Origin of the sequence: Pseudomonas sp. A25(2017) (assembly GCF_002001065.1) — a bacterium.
Lineage (GTDB): Bacteria > Pseudomonadota > Gammaproteobacteria > Pseudomonadales > Pseudomonadaceae > Aquipseudomonas > Aquipseudomonas kilonensis.
The window spans coordinates 1-17764 of the sequence record NZ_MUOA01000112.1; the positions used below are offsets into that span (position 1 = coordinate 1).

Sequence of the window (17764 nt, forward strand, 5' to 3'; positions counted from 1 at the left end):
GGGTTGGGGTTGGGGTTTGGCCAAGTCTTGTATTGCTATTGAACCGCTGTCGAGGATTTTCGAGGGAACATCATGAAGGCACAAAAAAGCGACGTCCTGATTATCGGCGGCGGCATCATGGGGTCGGCGTCGGCGTTTTTCCTGCGCCAGCGTGGGCACTCGGTGACCCTGTTGGAACGCGACCTGATCGGCCAATACGCCAGTGGGGTGAATTTCGGCAACGTGCGCCGCCAAGGGCGATTCCTCGGTCAACTGGAACTGTCAAATCGCTCGTACGGGTTGTGGAAACGGCTCCCCGAGTTGATTGGCGATGACCTGGAATTCATCCCCAGCGGCCATATGCGCGTCTGTTATCGCGAGGACGAAATCGCCGAGCTTGAAGCCTACGCCGCCGCCCCCGAAGCCCGTGAGCTGGACTTGCAGATCATCACCGGCAAGGCGTTGCACGCGCGCTTCCCGTTCCTCGGCGCGCAGGTCAAGGGCGGCTCGTACGCCCCTCACGACGGCCACGCCAACCCGCGCCTGGCAGCCCCGGCATTTGCCCGCGCGGCGACACGGGCCGGGGCCAGCATCCGCGAGCGAACGGAAGTCGCCGACGTGCAAAAGGTGAATGACCAATTCCACGTGACCACCACCGACGGCCAGCTATTCATCGCTGAGCAACTGCTGATCACGGCAGGCGCCTGGGGGGCGAAGCTGGCCGAACAATTCGACGAAGCGGTGCCGTTGGAAGCCAATGGCCCACAGATGTCGGTCACCGAGCCGGTGCCCTATGCCTTGCCGACCGTGATCGGCGTGTTCACCAAGATAAAGGAAGAGGTGATTTATTTCCGGCAGATCCCCCGAGGCAACCTCATCATCGGCGGCGGCAACCGCTGCAAACCGGACATGATCAACCGTCGCGCCTACTTCAAGCCCGAGAGCCTGCTCAACCAAATGCAGCAGATGAGCCGCCTGCTGCCCGGGGTGGCGAATCTCAACATTATCCGGGTGTGGAGCGGCATCGAAAGCTATACGCCAGACTCGCTGCCGATCATGGGGCCAAGCGGCAAGGTCAAGGGATTGTTCTATGCCTTTGGGTTCTGCGGGCATGGCTTCCAGCTCGGCCCGGGCGTCGGCGACGTCATGGCCGAGCTGATCAGCACCGGCAGCACCCGCACCCTGATCAGCCCTTTTGATATTCGCAGGTTTACCGAACCGACCGCCCTGACAATGCCCCGGATGAGCACGCCTGGCACCGGCAGACTCATATGACACAAGCGACTGGACGCCCTTTTTGCCCTAAACGGGCGCCGCCATTTTTTTTGCCAAGTTAGCCCGGCAGATACAGCAGATTCTTCTTTGCCAGGCTTGAGAACGGCATATCCCATCCCGGCCGCTTTGTTAGTTTATCGAGAAGAAAACGGCCTCAGGATCTGTCGCCGGCAGTGCTATCACCGCTCTATGGGAGCCAGTTGGATGACCACCCCCTTTTTGAACACCCCGCCCACGTCCCAGCAGTTTTATATCAATGGTGACTGGCAGTCTCCGGCATACCCGGCCACGCTGCCCGTGGTCAATCCCGCTACCGAGCAAGTCATTGCCGAGGTCGCCCGAGGGTCCGGCGAAGACGTTGACCGCGCCGTCGCGGCGGCTCGCGCAGCATTTCCCGACTGGTCCGCCACTTCGGTGCAAGCGCGCGTGGCGATCCTGGGAAAGATCCATGGGCTGATCCTTGAACGCAAAGAAGAACTGGCCCAGGCGCTCTCGCTGGAAATGGGCGCGGCCATCGGCTTCGCACGGGCCATGCAAGTGCCGCTGGCCGCCGAACACGTTCGGGTGGCCCGCGATGTGCTGTCCACTTACACCTTCCAGAAAATTGAGCATGGCACGGCCATTCAACGCCAACCCATCGGCGTCTGCGGCCTCATTACGCCGTGGAACTGGCCGCTGTACCAAATCACCGCCAAAGTCGCCCCGGCGATTGCCGCCGGTTGCACGGTGGTGTTGAAACCCAGCGAACTGTCGCCCCTGAGCGCCCTTCTCTTCGCGCAATTGGTGCATGACGCAGGCCTGCCTGCCGGCGTCTTCAACCTGGTGAACGGCAGCGGTGCCGAGGTCGGCGCGGCCATGGCGGCGCATCCCGACATCGACCTGATCTCCATCACCGGCTCGAACCGCGCGGGCGCACTGGTGGCCCAGGCCGCCGCCCCTACGGTCAAGCGCGTTACCCAAGAGTTGGGCGGCAAGTCCCCGAATGTACTGTTGCCCGACGCCGACTTCGCCAAGGCCGTGCCGCCGGGCGTGATGTCGGCATTTCGCAACGTCGGCCAATCGTGCAGCGCACCGACCCGAATGATCGTGCCAAGGAATCGCCTGGCGGAAGTCGAGGCGTTGGCCGCCGCCACCGCCAACGCGATCATCGTCGGTGTTCCACAATCGGAAGAAACGATCCTCGGCCCCATCGCCAACGAGGCCCAGTTCAATCGCGTGCAAGCCATGATCGAAGTGGGCATGAATGAAGGGGCCAAGCTTGTCTGCGGTGGCCCAGGGCGCCCAGAGGGTTTTGAACAAGGCTTCTACACCCGCCCCACGGTTTTCTCGCAGGTCGACAGCGCCATGCGCATCGCCCAGGAAGAAATCTTCGGCCCGGTGCTGTGCATCATTGCCTATGACACGGTGGATGAAGCCGTCGCCATCGCCAACGACACCGTCTATGGGCTGGGCGCGCACGTCCAGGGCCAGGACCTTGAGCTTGCGCGCGCCGTTGCGTCGCGTATCCGCGCAGGGCAAGTGCTGTTGAACTACCCGGCGTGGAACCCAATGGCACCGTTCGGTGGCTACAAGCGTTCGGGCAATGGCCGTGAGTATGGGGTTCACGGGTTTGAGGAGTATTTGGAGATCAAGGCGATTGTCGGCTTCGAATGACCGCCCTACTCCTCAGCCCGCCCCGTCCCCTCGCGATCATGTTCGTAGTGTCGGGTGAACGGAAACGCCGGCAGCCAGGCCTCACGGCGCACGGTCCAGCTTTCGTAGGTGGGCATCAGTTGATCGGGGGCGTCCAGCGTGCCCAAGTGCACTTCTATTTCGTCACCCGAGCGGGCGAACAGCGACGAACCGCAGCGGGGACAGAAAAAGCGTCCGGCGTAGTCCCGTGTTTCACCTTCGATCGTCACGGCATCCTGGGGAAACACGGCGGCAGCGTAGAAGAGCGCGCCGTGATGCTTGCGACAGTCGAGGCAGTGGCAGAGGCCTACGCGATACGGACGCCCCGAGGCTTGGATACGAACGTTGCCGCACAGGCATCCGCCGGTGAATTGGTTCATGGTGAGTCTCCTCCACAAACGTTTAAACCGTCCACGTGCCCTCGCAGAGGGCCGTTATCAGTGGTTATGAACATAGCAGCTACACGACCACAGGGAGATGGCTTTGCCAGTTTCAAGCTACTTCTTATTTAAGAATCGAATAAACACCCGGTCTGGATAACAAATAAGTCCAAGCCGGCGAAAGCACAAACAGCCCATAAAAACCCAGACATCCAAGACAAATCACACCACGGGACCTTTAAGAACCAGATCCAGAGATATACATAAGAATTATAAAAACACCATGAAAAGCAACCGAGCCAATGGACAGCCACACCCCAACTTTCTTCAAAACATTTGCTTTGATCAACACCCCGACAAGCACCAATGCCCCGCCTAGCCAGCCAATTTGCGAAAATGCCAGCAATTCAAAAATAAAAAGCAACCAGCTCCGGTTTTCAGGCCCACCTGCATAAATCCAAACAACATAACAAAAAAAGGTAAGCGGAATACTAAAGCCCCATACAAACAACGAAGCGACTTTAGAGGATTTTACTTTCATGGCAATTAAAATCACCAACAAGCTTACCAACAGCAAACCAAGATAAATTTCACCAATCAAGCTCTCGAGAAACTTCTTTAGCTCCATCATCAACGCGTCCATGCATACTCCTCTCGCAGCGCAAAAAATCCGCTGCCTTCCAATGACGGCGGCAAACTAAGTGAGTAGGTGAAAGAGGTCAAGCGCTCAAGCGCAACGCTAGTGTCCCACCATCGGCACCGCAATCAGCAATATCGCCGTCCCATGGGTAGCGGTCGATGCCACGACGCCGTAGCGCATACGAACGAGCCCGCAAGCCAGGCCTTCAATCAGCGTAAAAAGCAAAACCGTCCAACCGAGTTGGGTAACGCTCAAGGCGAGAAAAGCATGCAGCGCCGAAAACGCCACGGCACTGATCAGCGCTGCTCGCAGGGCGCTGACGTGCAGTTCGAGGTAGCCCTGCAAGAAGCCACGAAACAGCACCTCTTCCAGCGCGTTGGCGCCATAGGCCAGCACCGCCATGCCGAGTAGCCAGGGCCAATAACCTGGAATCGCCGTTTCAGCCCCTTGATAAAGCCGCAACGGCAAACCGATCAGGAAACCCACGGCGATGCCCATGGCCAGGCCCGCCAGTCGATTGCCTTTGAATAGAACGACCAGTTGCCACAAGTCCGGCAACAGGCGCGCGCTCAACGCGACCAACAGCAGCGACGAAACACCCAACATCACCAGCACGAACGGGTTGGCCAGAAAACCAATCTGCAGATCGCCGTTCAGGGACCACATGCCCAAGGGCGTCATCGCGTCGCGCATCAACACGAATGCCAATAGCACAATCACGATACGCAACGCTGTCTGGGTCTTGGGCGTCAACGCGAACCAGAGGCCGAAGAGCGCCAGGCCCGGCAGCAGATACAGGGTGTAGTCCAGCAGAACAACGAGTCCTTCGGCGATCATTGCGCTCTTCCCTTGGCGTCAACCGGCGCATGCTGTGCCATCAGTTCCACGACCCAGTCGATGAACACCCGCAACTTGGCGCTGATGTGCCGGTTCGGGGGATAGGCCACATACAGCGGCATCGGCTCGAGGTGCCAGTCTTCGAACAGCGGCACCAACGCGCCCTGCGCTTCATGAGGCCTGGACATGTACCTGGGCAGCCAGAGCACTCCCAACCCTGCCAAACCGGCCGCGAGGTAGGCGTTGCCGTCGTCGATGGCCAGTGCGTAGCGTCCTTTGACGTGAAGCAGCTCACCGTCACGGCGCATGGCGTAGGGTAAGGATTTGCCGGTGCGTGCCCACAGGAAACCCACGGTGCGATGGTGCGAATCCTCCAGTTCGCGCGGGTGCGCGGGCAGGCCAAACCGTGCCAGGTAACTCGGCGCGGCGAAAACGCCGAGGGCAAGATCGCCGACGCGTCGGGCGACCAGCGACTGATCCCTCAACTCACCGCCGCGCACCACGCAATCGACGTTTTCATCGAGCATGTCGACGATGCGATCACTGACGCCCATGTCGATCTGGATGTCCGGGTATCGCGCGTAGAACGCCGGCAAGGCTGGTATCAGGATCATTGTCGCCAGCGGACTCGGCACGTCCACCCGCAGGCGCCCGCGAGGTAACGCCTGGGCACCGGACACGCTGGTCTCGGCATCGTCCATGTCGGCCAGCAGCCGGATCACCCGCTCGTAATAAGCCGCGCCGTCGGCGGTGACGTTGACCTTGCGCGTGGTGCGGTTGAGCAGTTTGACCCGCAACCGTGCTTCGAGCTGCTGCACCAGTTGGGTCACGGTGGTCTTGCTCATGTGCAGGGTTTCAGCCGCCTTGGTGAAGCTGCCCGCCTCCACGACTCGAACGAACGCTTGCATCGCATCAAAACGATCCATTTGTGCCTCGGGTATCGATCCGATTGTTTGGATTTTACAAACAGTGATCGCCAAGGTTGCTCGTTTATCGCCTGGACACAAGCCCCTAGAGTGAGTTCATCGTTTGGAACCCACTCTTTGATGGAGGTATTGATGACACAGCGCGATGTGGTTTTCCCGCCCGGACGCCAGGCACTTTATGAGCGCAATCGCTATTCGCCGGCGATTCGCTCCAATGGTTTTCTGTTCGTCTCGGGACAGGTTGGTAGCACCGAAAACGGTTCGCCGGAGCCCGACCTGGAAGCTCAGGTTCGGCTGGCATTCAACAACCTGAAGGCGATACTCGCCGCGGCCGGTTGCAGCTTTGATGATGTGGTGGACGTCACGGTGTTCATGGTCGATCCCGAATCGATCTTCGAACGGGTCTGGAGCGTTGTGCCCGAGTTCTGGGGCAACGCGCCGCATCCGACACTGACGGCGGTGGGGGTGACGTGGCTGTATGGTTTTCAGTTTGAGATCAAGGTGATTGCCAGGGTGCCTGAGGCCACCCTGTAGGTCAGCTTGCATGGTGTTGGCTGTGCCGCCGTCATCGCGAGCAGGCTCGCTCCCACAAGAAAATGATGGTGATGATTCGCCGGCTAGCCTTTCACCGCCGCTTCAATCGCGGCAATGTCGATCTTGGTCATTGTCATCATGGCCTCGAAGGCACGCTTGGCGGCGGCTTTGTCGGGACTGGCGATCGCTTCAAGCAACACACGAGGGCTGATCTGCCATGACAAGCCCCACTTGTCCTTGCACCAGCCGCAGGCGCTCGCCTGGCCGTCGTTGTCGATGATCGCGTTCCACAAGCGGTCCGTTTCGGCCTGGTCTTCAGTTGTAATCTGGAATGAAAAGGCCTCGTTGTGCTTGAACACCGGCCCGCCGTTGAGGCCGATGCAAGGGATGCCGATCACCGTGAAATCCACCGTAATCACATCGCCCTCCTTGCCCGACGGATAATCGCTCGGGGCATGATAAAGGGCGTTCACCGCACTGTCGGGAAAGGTTTTTGCGTAGAATTCTGCCGCTGCCTGGGCGTTGCCGTCGTACCAGAGGCAGATCCTGTTTTTATTATTCATTCCGGTTCTCCGAAAGGGACTGGACGATAAAGTCTAGCAGCCCCCCCGAACGTTGCAGATGGCCGGCCCTCAGGTAAACAGATCAACCCCCAACTGGAACGCAACCCACAACGCCAGGCCTGTGGCAAACATCAGTGCGATGTTTTCGAACAGGTTGTTGCGGTATTCCTTGCCCAGCAGGGACTTCTGGTTGGACATGATCAGCAGGCCCAGGGAAATCACCGGCAAGCCGATGATGTTCAGCGCATTGACGCCGATGGTCAGCGTGACGAAGTCCGGCATGCCCGGGAGCGACCAAATCAATGGCGTCACGAGAATGAACAGCATGAACCATTTGTGCATCGGGTCACGGTGGAACTCTTTGCCGTAACGCTCCCGGCGCCCGGGCCGTACATGCTGGAAGGCGTCGGTGATGAGCATCGGGAACGCCGTGGTCTTGCCGGAGATGCTGGCGAACAGCGTGGCGAACACACCGATGAAGAACACGTACCAACCGATCGAACCGAAGAATATTTCCAGGGCCTTGCCCAAATCGCCCAGGGTTTTGACCTCGATACCGTTGGGTCGCAGGATTTCCGCACCGACGATCCAGATGGCCAGGTTGATGATGATCCCGACAAACACCGCAAACAGCAGGTCGTTACGCTGGATACGCTTGTGTTCTGGCCCCACCCAGCCCTTCTGGCGCATGACATACGGATGAACGAAGTTGGCGATGGAACCGGCTACCGCACCGATCACCGAGACGGCCACCAGCAGCGCGCCATGCACCCCTTCATCGGGCGGGATACTGAAGCCGATGGTGCCTCTGACGATGCCGGCGACATCCGGGCCGGACATCACCGCCAGGGCCAGGAACGCCAGCGTCATGATCGCCAGCAGCCCTTTCATCACGCCTTCGATCATTGAATAGATATTGCGCCCGACGAGCATCCACACCGCCAACACCACTGCCACCGAACACAGCAATGGATAGTCGACCTTGAGCAACATGGCCAGGGCTTCGCCAGCCCCCTTGATCATGTAGGCATTCATCAGGTGCCCCATGAGCAACGCATACACCAGCAGGAACCAGGCGAAAAACGGATTGAGCTGGGCATAACCTTGCAGGATGGTCATGCCCTGGTTATTGCAAAGCTGGAAGCGCGCGATGATGTTGACGATCAGGTAACGCAGCAGCAGAGATACCGCCAGCACCCACATCATCGCGTAGCCATAATTCGCGCCGGCCACGGATGAAGTGATCAAGTCGCCGGCACCCAGCCAGGAAAGGACTGCGATGATGCCGGGACCGAGAAGCTTGAGCAGGCGTACGAAACGGCCTTGCGTGGACGCCGCAGCCTGGCCTTCAGCGGAAGGAATGCTCGTCATGGATGGAATCTCCGTTTATTTTTTTTGTGAGAAACGGCCACAGTCGAACATATTAGATACGACGTCGTACAACCATAATTAATGCGTAATTATGTAAAAATGTTTCAAGGGTGTCCGCTCCCGAGATACCGCTGTATTCAGGAGCAAATTGCCACTAATCCCTCACCTGCTCGCCGTTATCGACCAGCCAGCGCACCATCCGCGCCAACGGCACCCGATGCTGTTGGATGGCGCACCAACTGACCTGTTCATGGCGATACAACTCGACATAACGGTTGAGCAGCACGTGGCGGCCATCCTCGGCCAAACGCAGTTCAACCTCACGGCAATGCAGCACATCCGGATCGAGCGCGCGCATTCGCCGATGCAGGACCAACACCTCGCTACTCATCAGCAGCGGCTCCGTCCTGGCATTGCGGGTCTTCCTGCACCACCGCCCCCAACTTCCCTTGCGCGACAAAATCGGCACGCTGCTGCGCCGTTGCATCGCGTAGCGCCGCGTAGTAATCCGCTTGGGTCTGCAACTGGTCGGTCAGTGGCAATGCCTCGGCGCGGCCATCGACAACGCCGCCGACGGTGTTGATCGTACCCAGGGTGTCGACGGTGCTGCTGTTGTCGCCGAACGGATCGACGGCAAAACTCAGCACTTTGCCCGTCGCGTCCCGCAGGTTGGCGCTGCCCAGCAGTGGCAGTTCCACGATGGGCCCGGGGGCGACATTCCAGACGCCGAAGGTCTGGCCGAAATCGGCCTCGTGACGCTCGATGCCCAGCTTGCCCGACACGTCGATCAGCCCGACGATGCCCGCGGTGGTGTTGATGACGAACCGCCCCAGTGTGTTGACCGAGCGTTGTGCGTTGCCTTGCAGCAGGTCGTTGATGAACACCTTGGGCTCGCCGAAGTTCGCCACGAAGTTGTGGACGCCGGCCTGGAACATCTCCGGCAGCTTGAGGTAACCACGGGCAACGGGGGCCAGCGCGTAGTCATCCACGGTTCGGTTGAAGGCGAAGATGCCGCGGTTGACCGGTTCTGCGGGATCATGAACGGTATAGGTCGCGCTTTCACACGACCCCGGCGTTGCTGCCGGTGTGCTGGAGCAACCGCTGGCGAGTGCCGCCAGTACTACCACGACGGTGGATCGAACAAACAACGGAGCGGGCTGGGTGATCGGCATACAGGGTGATCTCGGCGAGGAATGGAGGCGATACCGATCAGCTAAAGAAACGGTGCCGGACACAGCTCTTGTGAAGAGGAGGACGCTTACTGTGGGAGCAAGGCTTGCCCGCGATGCAGGCGACGCGGACTTTCAAATATCGAGGCGCCTGTTTCGCGAGCAAGCTTTGCTCCCACAGAAATCCCCTCGCCACAGGTTTTGTGCAGGGCTGACTCGTTTTTAACTGACTGACATCGAGGGCCATCCTGCCGCCGTTTTTTTGCCCGCAGATTTCCAGAATATTGCCCGCCGGCAACTTTATTGCCGGATTGAAATATATGACGCAGGCCCTGGATTGACCCTAGTATTCCCCCTGTATTCATTACCCTGCGTGCCCACCGTGAGCCATTTACTACTGGTGGACGATGACCTCGAAGTCCTCGCCCTCTTGCGCAAGTTCCTCGAACAACATGGCTACAGCGTGGATGTGGCCGCCGACGGCAACGCGTTGTGGCAGGCGGTGCAGCAGCGGGTGCCGGACCTGATCATCCTCGACGTCATGCTGCCGGGCGACAACGGCCTGGTGCTCTGCCAACGGCTGCGGGCCGAGCACACGGTCGGCATCATCATGCTCACCGCCATGGGCGAATTGAGTGACCGCGTCGTCGGCCTGGAGCTGGGGGCGGACGATTACCTGACCAAGCCGTTCGACGCCCGGGAGCTGTTGGCCCGGGTGCGTGCCGTGCTGCGGCGCACCGGTGAAACCAGGGACACGCTGAAGGACTCCTCCCGACCGATCCTGGAGTTCGAGAACTGGCAACTGGACGTCACCCGTCGCGAACTGCGCTCACCGGACAAAGTCATGATCCCGCTGTCGACCGGAGAGTTCGAATTGCTGCTGGTGTTCGCCGAACACTCGCGCCGGGTGCTGACCCGCCAGCAGTTGCTGGACCTGGCGCGCGGTGAAACCTTCGAGGCATTTGACCGCAGCATCGATGTCCAGGTCAGCCGCCTGCGGCGCAAGTTGGAGACCGACATCACGGGTACGTCGATGATCCGTACCGTGCGCAACAGCGGCTACCTGTTCAGCCCCCACGTGGTGAAGCGATGAAACCCTCGCGCTCGCGCGCTCAGCGCCCACGGGACACCGTAGCGCGCTGGATCGCCCTGACCACCATGATCGCCATGCTGACCTTGTTGGCCCTCAATGAGCTGTTCAGCCTGCTGGCCGGTGCCTGGGCGCGCCCTCCCCTGATGGAAACCGGCCTGATGGAAAAGGCCACCGCCATCACCCGCATCATTGACTCCGTCGCCCCCGAACAACGCCCCGCGATTGCCAAGGCCGCCAGCGACCAGGCATTCAACGCACAATGGTTACAGCGACGTGAAGAGGCGCGGTTGCCAGTGATCGACGACCCGGAGTTCATTGAGGGCTCGGTGTTGCTGCGCCAGCAATTGAGCCGGCCGGACGCCAGGATCGAAGCCTACGAACCGGGCGACTGGCCGGCCGATCAACCCGACGCACGCTACGCGGTGATCATCGAGTTAGCCGACCATTCGTGGGTGATCTTCTCTGTGCCCTCGCGCAGTTGGGGGCTGGAGGAATGGGCGCGCAACGGGATCATCATCGCCCTGATCCTGCTCTCGACGTTGATCGTCGCGCTGATCGCCACCCGGCACCTGGCCGCCCCGCTGGAACGTTTTGCCGAAGGCGCCCGGCGCTTCGGCGTCGACCACCAGGCGCCACCGATTCCGGTCATCGGCCCCCATGAAATCCGCCAGGCGATCCTCGCTTTCAATGCCATGCAGGCCCAGCTCAAGCATTTTCTACAGGACCGCACGCAGATGCTCGCCGCCATCTCCCATGACTTGCGCGCGCCGTTGACCCGCATGCGCCTGCGCGGGGAGTTCATCGAGGATGCCGAGCAACAATCGCGCTTGTTCAGGGACGTGGACGAGATGCAGGCGATGGTCAATTCAGCCCTGGAATTCTTCCGCGACGATGCCCGGCTGGAACATGCCACCGCGTTCGACCTGGCCGAGTTGCTGCACACCATCGTCGATGACCTCAAGGACGCCGGCACCGAGGTCGCGTTTGAAGGTGCCCAGCGCTTCGTGTATGTCGGCCGTCCCATCGGCATCAAACGCGCCTTGGTCAACCTGATCGACAACGCAATCAAATATGGCGGCGCACCGACTGTTCGACTCGAGGCCGACGCCAATCGTGTGGACATTTGCATTCTGGATCGCGGACCCGGCATCGCCGCCCAACACCTTGAGCAGGTCTTCACGCCGTTCTTTCGCATCGAAGGCTCGCGCAACAAGCACACCGGCGGCGTCGGGCTGGGCCTGTCGGCGGCCCGGGCGACGGTGCTGGAGCATGGCGGGACGCTGACCCTGAGGAATCGACGGGCTGGCGGGTTGGAGGCCAGGGTCTCGCTGCCGCTTGACTGAAGCCTCGATGGTATCGATCAGCTCTAAACAATCAGCGCCTTCCTCGGTAGGATGTCCGGCCTTTGCAACCTGGACCCTGCCCCCAGGAAGGCGCTCTTGTTTGTATCGCCCCGCTCCAAGCCACCGCTCGCGCTCACGAAAAACAAGAATCGACGGAGCCAAACCAAGGAATTCACCGATGATTCTTATCATTTATGCACACCCCTACCCCGATAAATCGCGGGTCAACCAGCAGATGCTCAAGCGAGTGTCGAACAACCCGGACGTGGTCATACGTTCGCTCTACGCGCTTTACCCCAACTTCGATATCGACGTCGAGACGGAACAGCGAGCGGTGGAACAAGCAGAACTTGTCGTCCTCCAGCACCCGATGTACTGGTACAGCACACCGCCCCTGCTGAAATTGTGGATCGATAAGGTGTTCACCCACGGCTGGGCCTACGGTAAAGGTGCCACAGCCCTCAAGGACAAGCGCCTGCTGTGGGCCGTCACCACGGGCGGCGATCAGGCGCATTTTGCGATCGCCGACTACCCCGATTTTGCGGCGCTGGCCCAACCTCTCCACGCCACGGCCATTTACTGCGGCATGCGCTGGCTGGAGCCGGTGGTCGTGCATGGCGCCTATGCCGCCGACCCTGAGGCCCAACACGCACAAATCGAACACTATGGCGCTCGTCTGGCCGCCTGGAAGGAAGATTGAAATGGAGACGCACAGCCTGATTGAAATGCTGATCTACCTGGCCTCGGCGACGCTGATCGTACCGATTGCCGTTCGGTTTGGCCTGGGTCCGGTATTGGGTTACCTGCTGGCCGGGTGCATCATCGGCCCATGGGGGCTGAAGCTGATTACCGACGTAAAGGCCATTCTGGAATTCGCTGAAATCGGCGTGGTGCTGATGCTGTTCATCATCGGCCTTGAACTCGACCCCAAACGGCTCTGGGCCCTGCGCAAGATGGTGTTCGGTGGTGGCGCCCTGCAGATGCTCGCCTGTGGCGCTGCCATTGGCTTGTTCTGCACGGCCCTTGGCCTGAACTGGACGGCAGCGCTGCTGGTCGGCCTGACCCTGAGCCTGTCCTCCACGGCCATCGCCATGCAGGCCATGAGCGAACGCAACCTGACCGCCACCGCCGTCGGCCGCAGCAGCTTTGCCGTGTTGCTGTTCCAGGACATCGCGGCGATTCCGCTGGTGGCGATGATTCCGTTGTTGTCGTCCCACGGCGACACGCCTTCGGGCACGGCGCTGTTGCTATCGATTGGCAAAATCGTCGCCGCCATCGCCATCGTCGTGCTGTTGGGACGCTACGTGACGCGACCGCTGCTGCGCTTCGCGGCACGCTCAGGCTTGCGCGAGATTTTCAGTGCCGTCGCACTTTTCCTGGTGTTCGGCTTCGGCTTTCTGCTGGAAGAGGCCGGGTTGTCGATGGCCATGGGCGCGTTCCTCGCCGGGGTGCTGCTCGCCAGCTCTGAATACCGCCATGCCCTGGAAAGCGACATTGAACCGTTCAAAGGCCTGCTGTTGGGTCTGTTCTTCATCGGTGTCGGCATGTCGATCGATTTCGGCACCCTGATCAACGCACCGCTGAAAGTCGTCACCCTGACCCTGGGTTTCATCCTGATCAAGCTGCTGGTGATCAAGATGGCGGGCCGGTTCCTCAACGTCCCCGCCGGCCAGCGCTCCTGGCAGGCGGTGTTGCTGGGCCAGGGCAGCGAATTCGCCTTCGTGGTATTTGGTGCGGCGACCGTGGCCGGCATCTTGACCGATCAATGGGGCAAGAGCCTGACCCTGGCGGTGGCCTTGTCCATGTGCCTGACGCCTTTGCTGATCGTGTTGCTGGATCGGTTCGAGTCCGTCGCCAAGAAAAACAAACGCGAATCCGACCTCGTCGACCAGCAGAATCCACGGGTGATCATCGCCGGGTTCGGGCGTTTCGGGCAGATCGCCGGACGGCTGTTGATGTCTTGCGGCGTCGAGGTGGTGGTATTGGATCACGACCCTGACAACATCGAGACGCTGCGCAAATTCGGCGTGAAAGTCTTTTATGGCGATGCCACGCGCCTCGATCTGCTGCACGCAGCCGGCGCGGCCCAAGCGGTGGTGCTGATCAATGCGATCGACGATCGGGAAGACAACCTGACGCTGACCCGGCTGGCCCAAGAGCACTTCCCCGCGTTGCAGTTGATCGTGCGGGCGCGGGACATGGGACACCTGATCACCCTTCGACAGATGGGCGTGGAGGCGGCTGAGCGGGAAACCTTCGAGAGTGCGCTGTCATTGGGTCGCAGTGCGCTGGAGCACATGGGCGTGGGGGCTTACGAAGCGCGCGAGCGGGCAGACCAGTTCCGACGGCTGAATCTCAAGATGCTGGAGGAAATCGTCGCCCAGCCGGAAGATGACCTCAAGTTCCGCCACGATGCCTACCGGCGCGCCAATGCGCTGCTCACGGACATGTTCAACGAAGACCGTGCCCGCCCCGTCGACAACTGGCAGGAACACCATCGCAATGAAACCGACAAGACGCCGAGTTGACCCGCGTCACACACGCCCGAACTTGCGCCGGTACGCCACCGGCGTCAGCCCGGTCAGCGCCTTGAACATGCGCTGCAAGTTGGAGCTGCTGCTGAAACCCAGCTCGGCGCCGATGCTGGCGAGGGGCAGCGTCGTCAACGTCAGGCGTTCGCTGACCTGGTTCAACTTGATGCGCCGGGCGTAGGCCGCGACGGTCTGACCCGTTTCACGGCTGACCTTGCGCGCCAAGGTGCGCTCGGACACCGCCAACTGGCTGGCCAGTGCCTGCACAGTGACCCGCTCGGCCGGCATCTGTTCGATCAACCCATGCAACTGCCGCAACCAGCCGCTGGGTTGCTCGATCAGCGCGGTGCCCTGGAACGCCGCATGGGGAATGGCCGGGCGCGGCAGCACCATGAGCCGCGTGATATCGCGCAGTACGTCGCTGCTGACGCTGCGTTCGATGAGTTTTTCGGCGATGGGCAGGTAGCCGTTCACCCCAGACGCGGTCGCCGTGCGCTCGTTGAACACGCAGTTCTGCTCGCTTTGCCAATGGACTTTTCGATACTGCTGCTGCATCGCCTGCGCCAGCCACCAGGTCACCGTCGCGCCCTGCCCGTCCAATCGGCCGGCGGCGGCCAGCAGGCAGACACCGGTGCAATAGGACCAGAGCTGAAGCGATCGGGCATGCTTGGACAGCGCGCTCACGAGGGCTGTCTGTTCAGCCAGCAGCGCATTCACCTGCTCGGCCGACTCGGCCCAGAAACCGGGAACCAGGACGGCGTCCAGCCCGGCGCTGCCCAACGCCGCTTCCGCCTGCAGGGTCACGCCATGGGCACACACCACCGGCCCGGCCTGCAACGCGATGTAGCGGGCCTCGAACAGCGCCCGCCCTCTTCTGCGGTTGGCGGCATGCAGCAGATCGGCGAACGCGAACAGGCCGGCGGGCATGCAGCCGGGAAACAGGAGCAAACCGATGCGAAGTTTGTTGGTCATGGCCTGAAACGAATCAAAGATGTCAGATCCGGCCATTATGCACACCGGACCGAGTCGGCACCATGAAGCGCTCGCTCAACAGGAACGCCTCATGAACATCCAGCAGATCCGTAACGCCACGCTCATTCTTGAATTCGGCCCGTATCGCGTGCTCGTCGACCCGATGCTGGCTGGCCAGGGCACGCTGCCGCCGCTTCGCCTGTTTGGCGCCACGCAACGCAATCCGCTGGTGGCGCTTCCGGCCTCGACAGCGCAGGCCCTCGAGACCGTCACCCATTGCTTGATCACCCACTGCCAGAAAGGCCATTTCGACCATCTGGACCGCGCGGCCAAGCGCTGGCTGAGGGAAAAACAGATCCCGGTCATCTGCACGCCCCATGACGCGCCCTATCTCAACAAGCGTGGCTTGAATGTCCAGGCGCTCGCCCAGGCCCATGACCAACCCACCCCATTCCTGGGCGGCACTATTCGCACCGTCCGGTGCACCCACGGGCTGGGCCTGGTGGGCAAGTTGATGGAGCACGGCGTCGGCTACCTGATCGAGCTGCCCGGCGAACCGAGCGTCTACCTCACCGGCGATACCGTGCTCACCCCCACCGTGTGCGAATTCGTCTTGCGACACCAGCCACAGGTCAGCGTGGTTCCGGCAGGCGGGGCACGGTTCGATCTCGGCGGCGACATCATCATGGGCATCGACGAGACGCTGGAATTCACCCGTTTGGCTCGCGGGACCGTGGTGGCCAATCACCTGGAAGCGATCAGCCACTGCCCGACGACACGCAAAGCTCTTGCCGCAGCCGCCGTGAAGGCCGGTGTCGCAGACCGGTTGTTGATACCGGAGGATGGCGAGACGTTGGTCTTCCAGGCGAGCATTCCTCGGCCAGCCCGAGCATGACGCCCGAGCCAGGGCAAGCCCTGGCTGCTCGACGCCATCCTGAGCAAGCGCGCTCCCAAAGGAATGCAGGAACGCCGCAGCAATGGACGGTAAACTGCGGCGGTCCTTTTTCTTTTCCAGCATGAGGCTTTGCATGAGCAACCCAGATATCACGTTTATTCCAGATTCGGATGAGGACTCCATTTCCTCCGACGTCGCCGGTTTCGGCGGCCTGCTGGTTTCCACACAAATCCCCACCCACGCCGACGGCAGCCTGGAACTGGGCGACATCACGCTGCAGAGCGAATGCACGCTGCAAGCCCTCAAGACCGCCCTGGAAGGCGCCGGCAGCTCCATGGACCGGGTCCTGCACCTGACCATCTACCTGACCGACATGGCTGACCGCGCCGCTTTCAACGAGGTCTACAAACGTTTCTTCGCCAAGCCTTGGCCGGTTCGCGCCGCCGTGGGCGTGGCGGCGCTGGCGGTTGAAGGGATGAAAGTGGAAGTGACGGCGATGGCGGCGAAGGGTTGAACTGACCAAGCTCCAACAGGTACGACTCCTTTGTGGCGAGGGGATTTATCCCCGCTGGACTGCGCAGCAGTCCCAATGTCTGCCAACTCGGTGTGTCAGCTTGATCACTACCTGCCTTTTTTGGGGCTGCTTCGCAGCCCAGCGGGGATAAATCCCCTCGCCACAAGGTGTGTTCTTAACCCTATTTCCAGTGCAAACAGGCTTGTGTTTATCCAGATGTAGGAGCATTCGGGATCGGGCTACGTTGTCTTGCGCCGTTGCCTACAACTGCGCCAGAATCCGCCGGCTTGTGCGCCTTGGGCCAGGGCTCTATCGTTTCCGGGTCGCTGATTGAATCAGCGATCGGGTTTGGTAGCCCGGCTTTTGACTTGTCGCATAGCCCTTGTCATACAGTCCATTTCGGAACTGTTTTATGGCGGTCATGCGCAGGGCGTCTTCGGACGCGCCGGTTCTCCAAGTCACCGGTCTACCAACCCGCGTATGGCCGCCACCCTTCGTTTGGTAGCGAGAGTGATGGCTCCATTTTTCGATTTGGAGATTCAACCATGTTCAAACCAACACCCAACCCACCGGACACCGATCCAGCCAACTCAAAAGCGTTCGACAAAGCCGCCGACCGCATCCTCGATCACTACCTCAAGCCCAAACCCAACAAACCCGAGGCCGATCCAGGCCAGCTCTTCACCGTCGCCCATGGCGTCGACACCGAAACCCTGCTCGCCAACCTCAGCGAAACCCTGGCCTCGGCCAATGCCATGGTCAGTGACCTGGCGTTCGACCAGGAAGGTCCCAGGCGCCACATTATCCTGGGTATCCAGCAACTGATCGAGCTGGGCGCATTGCTGGCGAACCGCGCGCTGGATAACGTCGAAGCACGCTAGCCCTCATCACAAAAGGCCTGTATTTGATCGTTCCCACGCTCTGCGTGGGAATGCATCCCGTGACGCTCTGCGTCACATCCCAGAAGCGGAACGCGGAGCGTCCCTGGCGGCATTCCCACGCGAAGCGTGGGAATGCCGCCAGGGACGCTCCGCGTTCCGCTTCTGGGATGTGACGCAGAGCGTCACGGGA

At 60.8% G+C, this 17764-nt stretch carries 19 protein-coding genes; 10 read left to right on the plus strand and 9 right to left on the minus strand.

Translation table 11 applies throughout. From position 1 onward, the window contains the following. Window positions 1–72 precede the first annotated feature (72 nt). Window positions 73–1254, plus strand: a complete 1182-nt coding sequence (locus B0E42_RS26280; RefSeq protein WP_077508372.1) for an FAD-binding oxidoreductase — start codon at window positions 73–75, stop codon at window positions 1252–1254. 204 nt (window positions 1255–1458) lie between these two features. Then, complete coding sequence (locus B0E42_RS26285) at window positions 1459–2907, plus strand: aldehyde dehydrogenase family protein (protein WP_077508375.1); 1449 nt, start codon at window positions 1459–1461, stop codon at window positions 2905–2907. A 5-nt stretch (window positions 2908–2912) separates the two neighbouring features. Here B0E42_RS26285 and B0E42_RS26290 read toward each other — a convergent pair whose 3' ends face one another. The 4 genes from B0E42_RS26290 to B0E42_RS26305 all read right to left on the minus strand — a co-directional run bounded on the left by B0E42_RS26290 (window position 2913) and on the right by B0E42_RS26305 (window position 5708). Next, the gene (locus B0E42_RS26290) at window positions 2913–3305 is read right to left on the minus strand and encodes a GFA family protein (RefSeq protein ID WP_077508377.1); all 393 of its coding nucleotides are present in this window, start codon (window positions 3303–3305) and stop codon (window positions 2913–2915) included. A gap of 238 nt (window positions 3306–3543) precedes the next feature. Beyond that, window positions 3544–3948 (minus strand): hypothetical protein, encoded by a 405-nt coding sequence (locus tag B0E42_RS26295; RefSeq protein WP_077508380.1) that lies wholly within the window; start codon window positions 3946–3948, stop codon window positions 3544–3546. Between the two features lie 96 nt (window positions 3949–4044). Then, the gene (locus B0E42_RS26300) at window positions 4045–4782 is read right to left on the minus strand and encodes a CPBP family intramembrane glutamic endopeptidase (RefSeq protein WP_053177721.1); all 738 of its coding nucleotides are present in this window, start codon (window positions 4780–4782) and stop codon (window positions 4045–4047) included. Continuing rightward, complete coding sequence (locus B0E42_RS26305) at window positions 4779–5708, minus strand: LysR family transcriptional regulator (protein WP_077508383.1); 930 nt, start codon at window positions 5706–5708, stop codon at window positions 4779–4781. The genes B0E42_RS26300 and B0E42_RS26305 overlap by 4 nt, the downstream gene beginning before the upstream one ends. Window positions 5709–5840: 132 nt before the next feature. Here B0E42_RS26305 and B0E42_RS26310 point away from each other — a divergent pair, with 132 nt between their 5' ends. Next, window positions 5841–6242, plus strand: coding sequence for a RidA family protein (locus tag B0E42_RS26310; protein WP_018611621.1), 402 nt, complete (start codon window positions 5841–5843; stop codon window positions 6240–6242). An 83-nt stretch (window positions 6243–6325) separates the two neighbouring features. On the opposite strand, the gene B0E42_RS26315 is transcribed toward B0E42_RS26310, so the two are convergent. The 4 genes from B0E42_RS26315 to B0E42_RS26330 all read right to left on the minus strand — a co-directional run bounded on the left by B0E42_RS26315 (window position 6326) and on the right by B0E42_RS26330 (window position 9348). Continuing rightward, the gene (locus B0E42_RS26315; RefSeq protein ID WP_053189301.1) at window positions 6326–6805 is read right to left on the minus strand and encodes a VOC family protein; all 480 of its coding nucleotides are present in this window, start codon (window positions 6803–6805) and stop codon (window positions 6326–6328) included. 69 nt (window positions 6806–6874) lie between these two features. Then, the gene (locus B0E42_RS26320; RefSeq protein WP_024617408.1) at window positions 6875–8176 is read right to left on the minus strand and encodes an Nramp family divalent metal transporter; all 1302 of its coding nucleotides are present in this window, start codon (window positions 8174–8176) and stop codon (window positions 6875–6877) included. A 154-nt stretch (window positions 8177–8330) separates the two neighbouring features. Further along, a complete protein-coding gene (locus B0E42_RS26325) occupies window positions 8331–8567 on the minus strand; it encodes a hypothetical protein (RefSeq protein ID WP_018611618.1) in 237 nt (78 codons plus the stop codon). After that, window positions 8560–9348: a VacJ family lipoprotein gene (locus B0E42_RS26330; protein ID WP_077508386.1), complete on the minus strand. Its 789-nt coding sequence runs from the start codon at window positions 9346–9348 to the stop codon at window positions 8560–8562. The genes B0E42_RS26325 and B0E42_RS26330 overlap by 8 nt, the downstream gene beginning before the upstream one ends. Before the next feature lie 379 nt (window positions 9349–9727). Here B0E42_RS26330 and B0E42_RS26340 point away from each other — a divergent pair, with 379 nt between their 5' ends. From B0E42_RS26340 to kefC, 4 genes are all read left to right on the plus strand, one after another. Continuing rightward, window positions 9728–10438, plus strand: a complete 711-nt coding sequence (locus B0E42_RS26340) for a response regulator (protein ID WP_077508394.1) — start codon at window positions 9728–9730, stop codon at window positions 10436–10438. Further along, complete coding sequence (locus tag B0E42_RS26345; protein ID WP_053189305.1) at window positions 10435–11781, plus strand: ATP-binding protein; 1347 nt, start codon at window positions 10435–10437, stop codon at window positions 11779–11781. The genes B0E42_RS26340 and B0E42_RS26345 overlap by 4 nt, the downstream gene beginning before the upstream one ends. 178 nt (window positions 11782–11959) lie before the next feature. Beyond that, window positions 11960–12481: a glutathione-regulated potassium-efflux system oxidoreductase KefF gene (gene kefF / locus B0E42_RS26350; protein ID WP_077508390.1), complete on the plus strand. Its 522-nt coding sequence runs from the start codon at window positions 11960–11962 to the stop codon at window positions 12479–12481. A 1-nt stretch (window position 12482) separates the two neighbouring features. Then, the gene (gene kefC / locus B0E42_RS26355) at window positions 12483–14309 is read left to right on the plus strand and encodes a glutathione-regulated potassium-efflux system protein KefC (RefSeq protein ID WP_053177734.1); all 1827 of its coding nucleotides are present in this window, start codon (window positions 12483–12485) and stop codon (window positions 14307–14309) included. Between the two features lie 6 nt (window positions 14310–14315). Here the strand turns inward: kefC and B0E42_RS26360 are convergent, their stop codons facing one another. After that, window positions 14316–15284 (minus strand): GlxA family transcriptional regulator, encoded by a 969-nt coding sequence (locus B0E42_RS26360; RefSeq protein ID WP_053177893.1) that lies wholly within the window; start codon window positions 15282–15284, stop codon window positions 14316–14318. Window positions 15285–15375: 91 nt separating this feature from the next. Here B0E42_RS26360 and B0E42_RS26365 point away from each other — a divergent pair, with 91 nt between their 5' ends. The 3 genes from B0E42_RS26365 to B0E42_RS26375 all read left to right on the plus strand — a co-directional run bounded on the left by B0E42_RS26365 (window position 15376) and on the right by B0E42_RS26375 (window position 17574). Then, window positions 15376–16179: an MBL fold metallo-hydrolase gene (locus tag B0E42_RS26365; protein WP_077508392.1), complete on the plus strand. Its 804-nt coding sequence runs from the start codon at window positions 15376–15378 to the stop codon at window positions 16177–16179. Window positions 16180–16312: 133 nt separating this feature from the next. Further along, the gene (locus B0E42_RS26370) at window positions 16313–16693 is read left to right on the plus strand and encodes a RidA family protein (RefSeq protein WP_053177738.1); all 381 of its coding nucleotides are present in this window, start codon (window positions 16313–16315) and stop codon (window positions 16691–16693) included. A gap of 545 nt (window positions 16694–17238) precedes the next feature. Beyond that, on the plus strand, window positions 17239–17574 hold the full coding sequence (locus B0E42_RS26375; RefSeq protein WP_053189313.1) for a DUF6124 family protein: 336 nt from the start codon (window positions 17239–17241) through the stop codon (window positions 17572–17574). The last annotated feature ends 190 nt before the right edge of the window (window positions 17575–17764 follow it).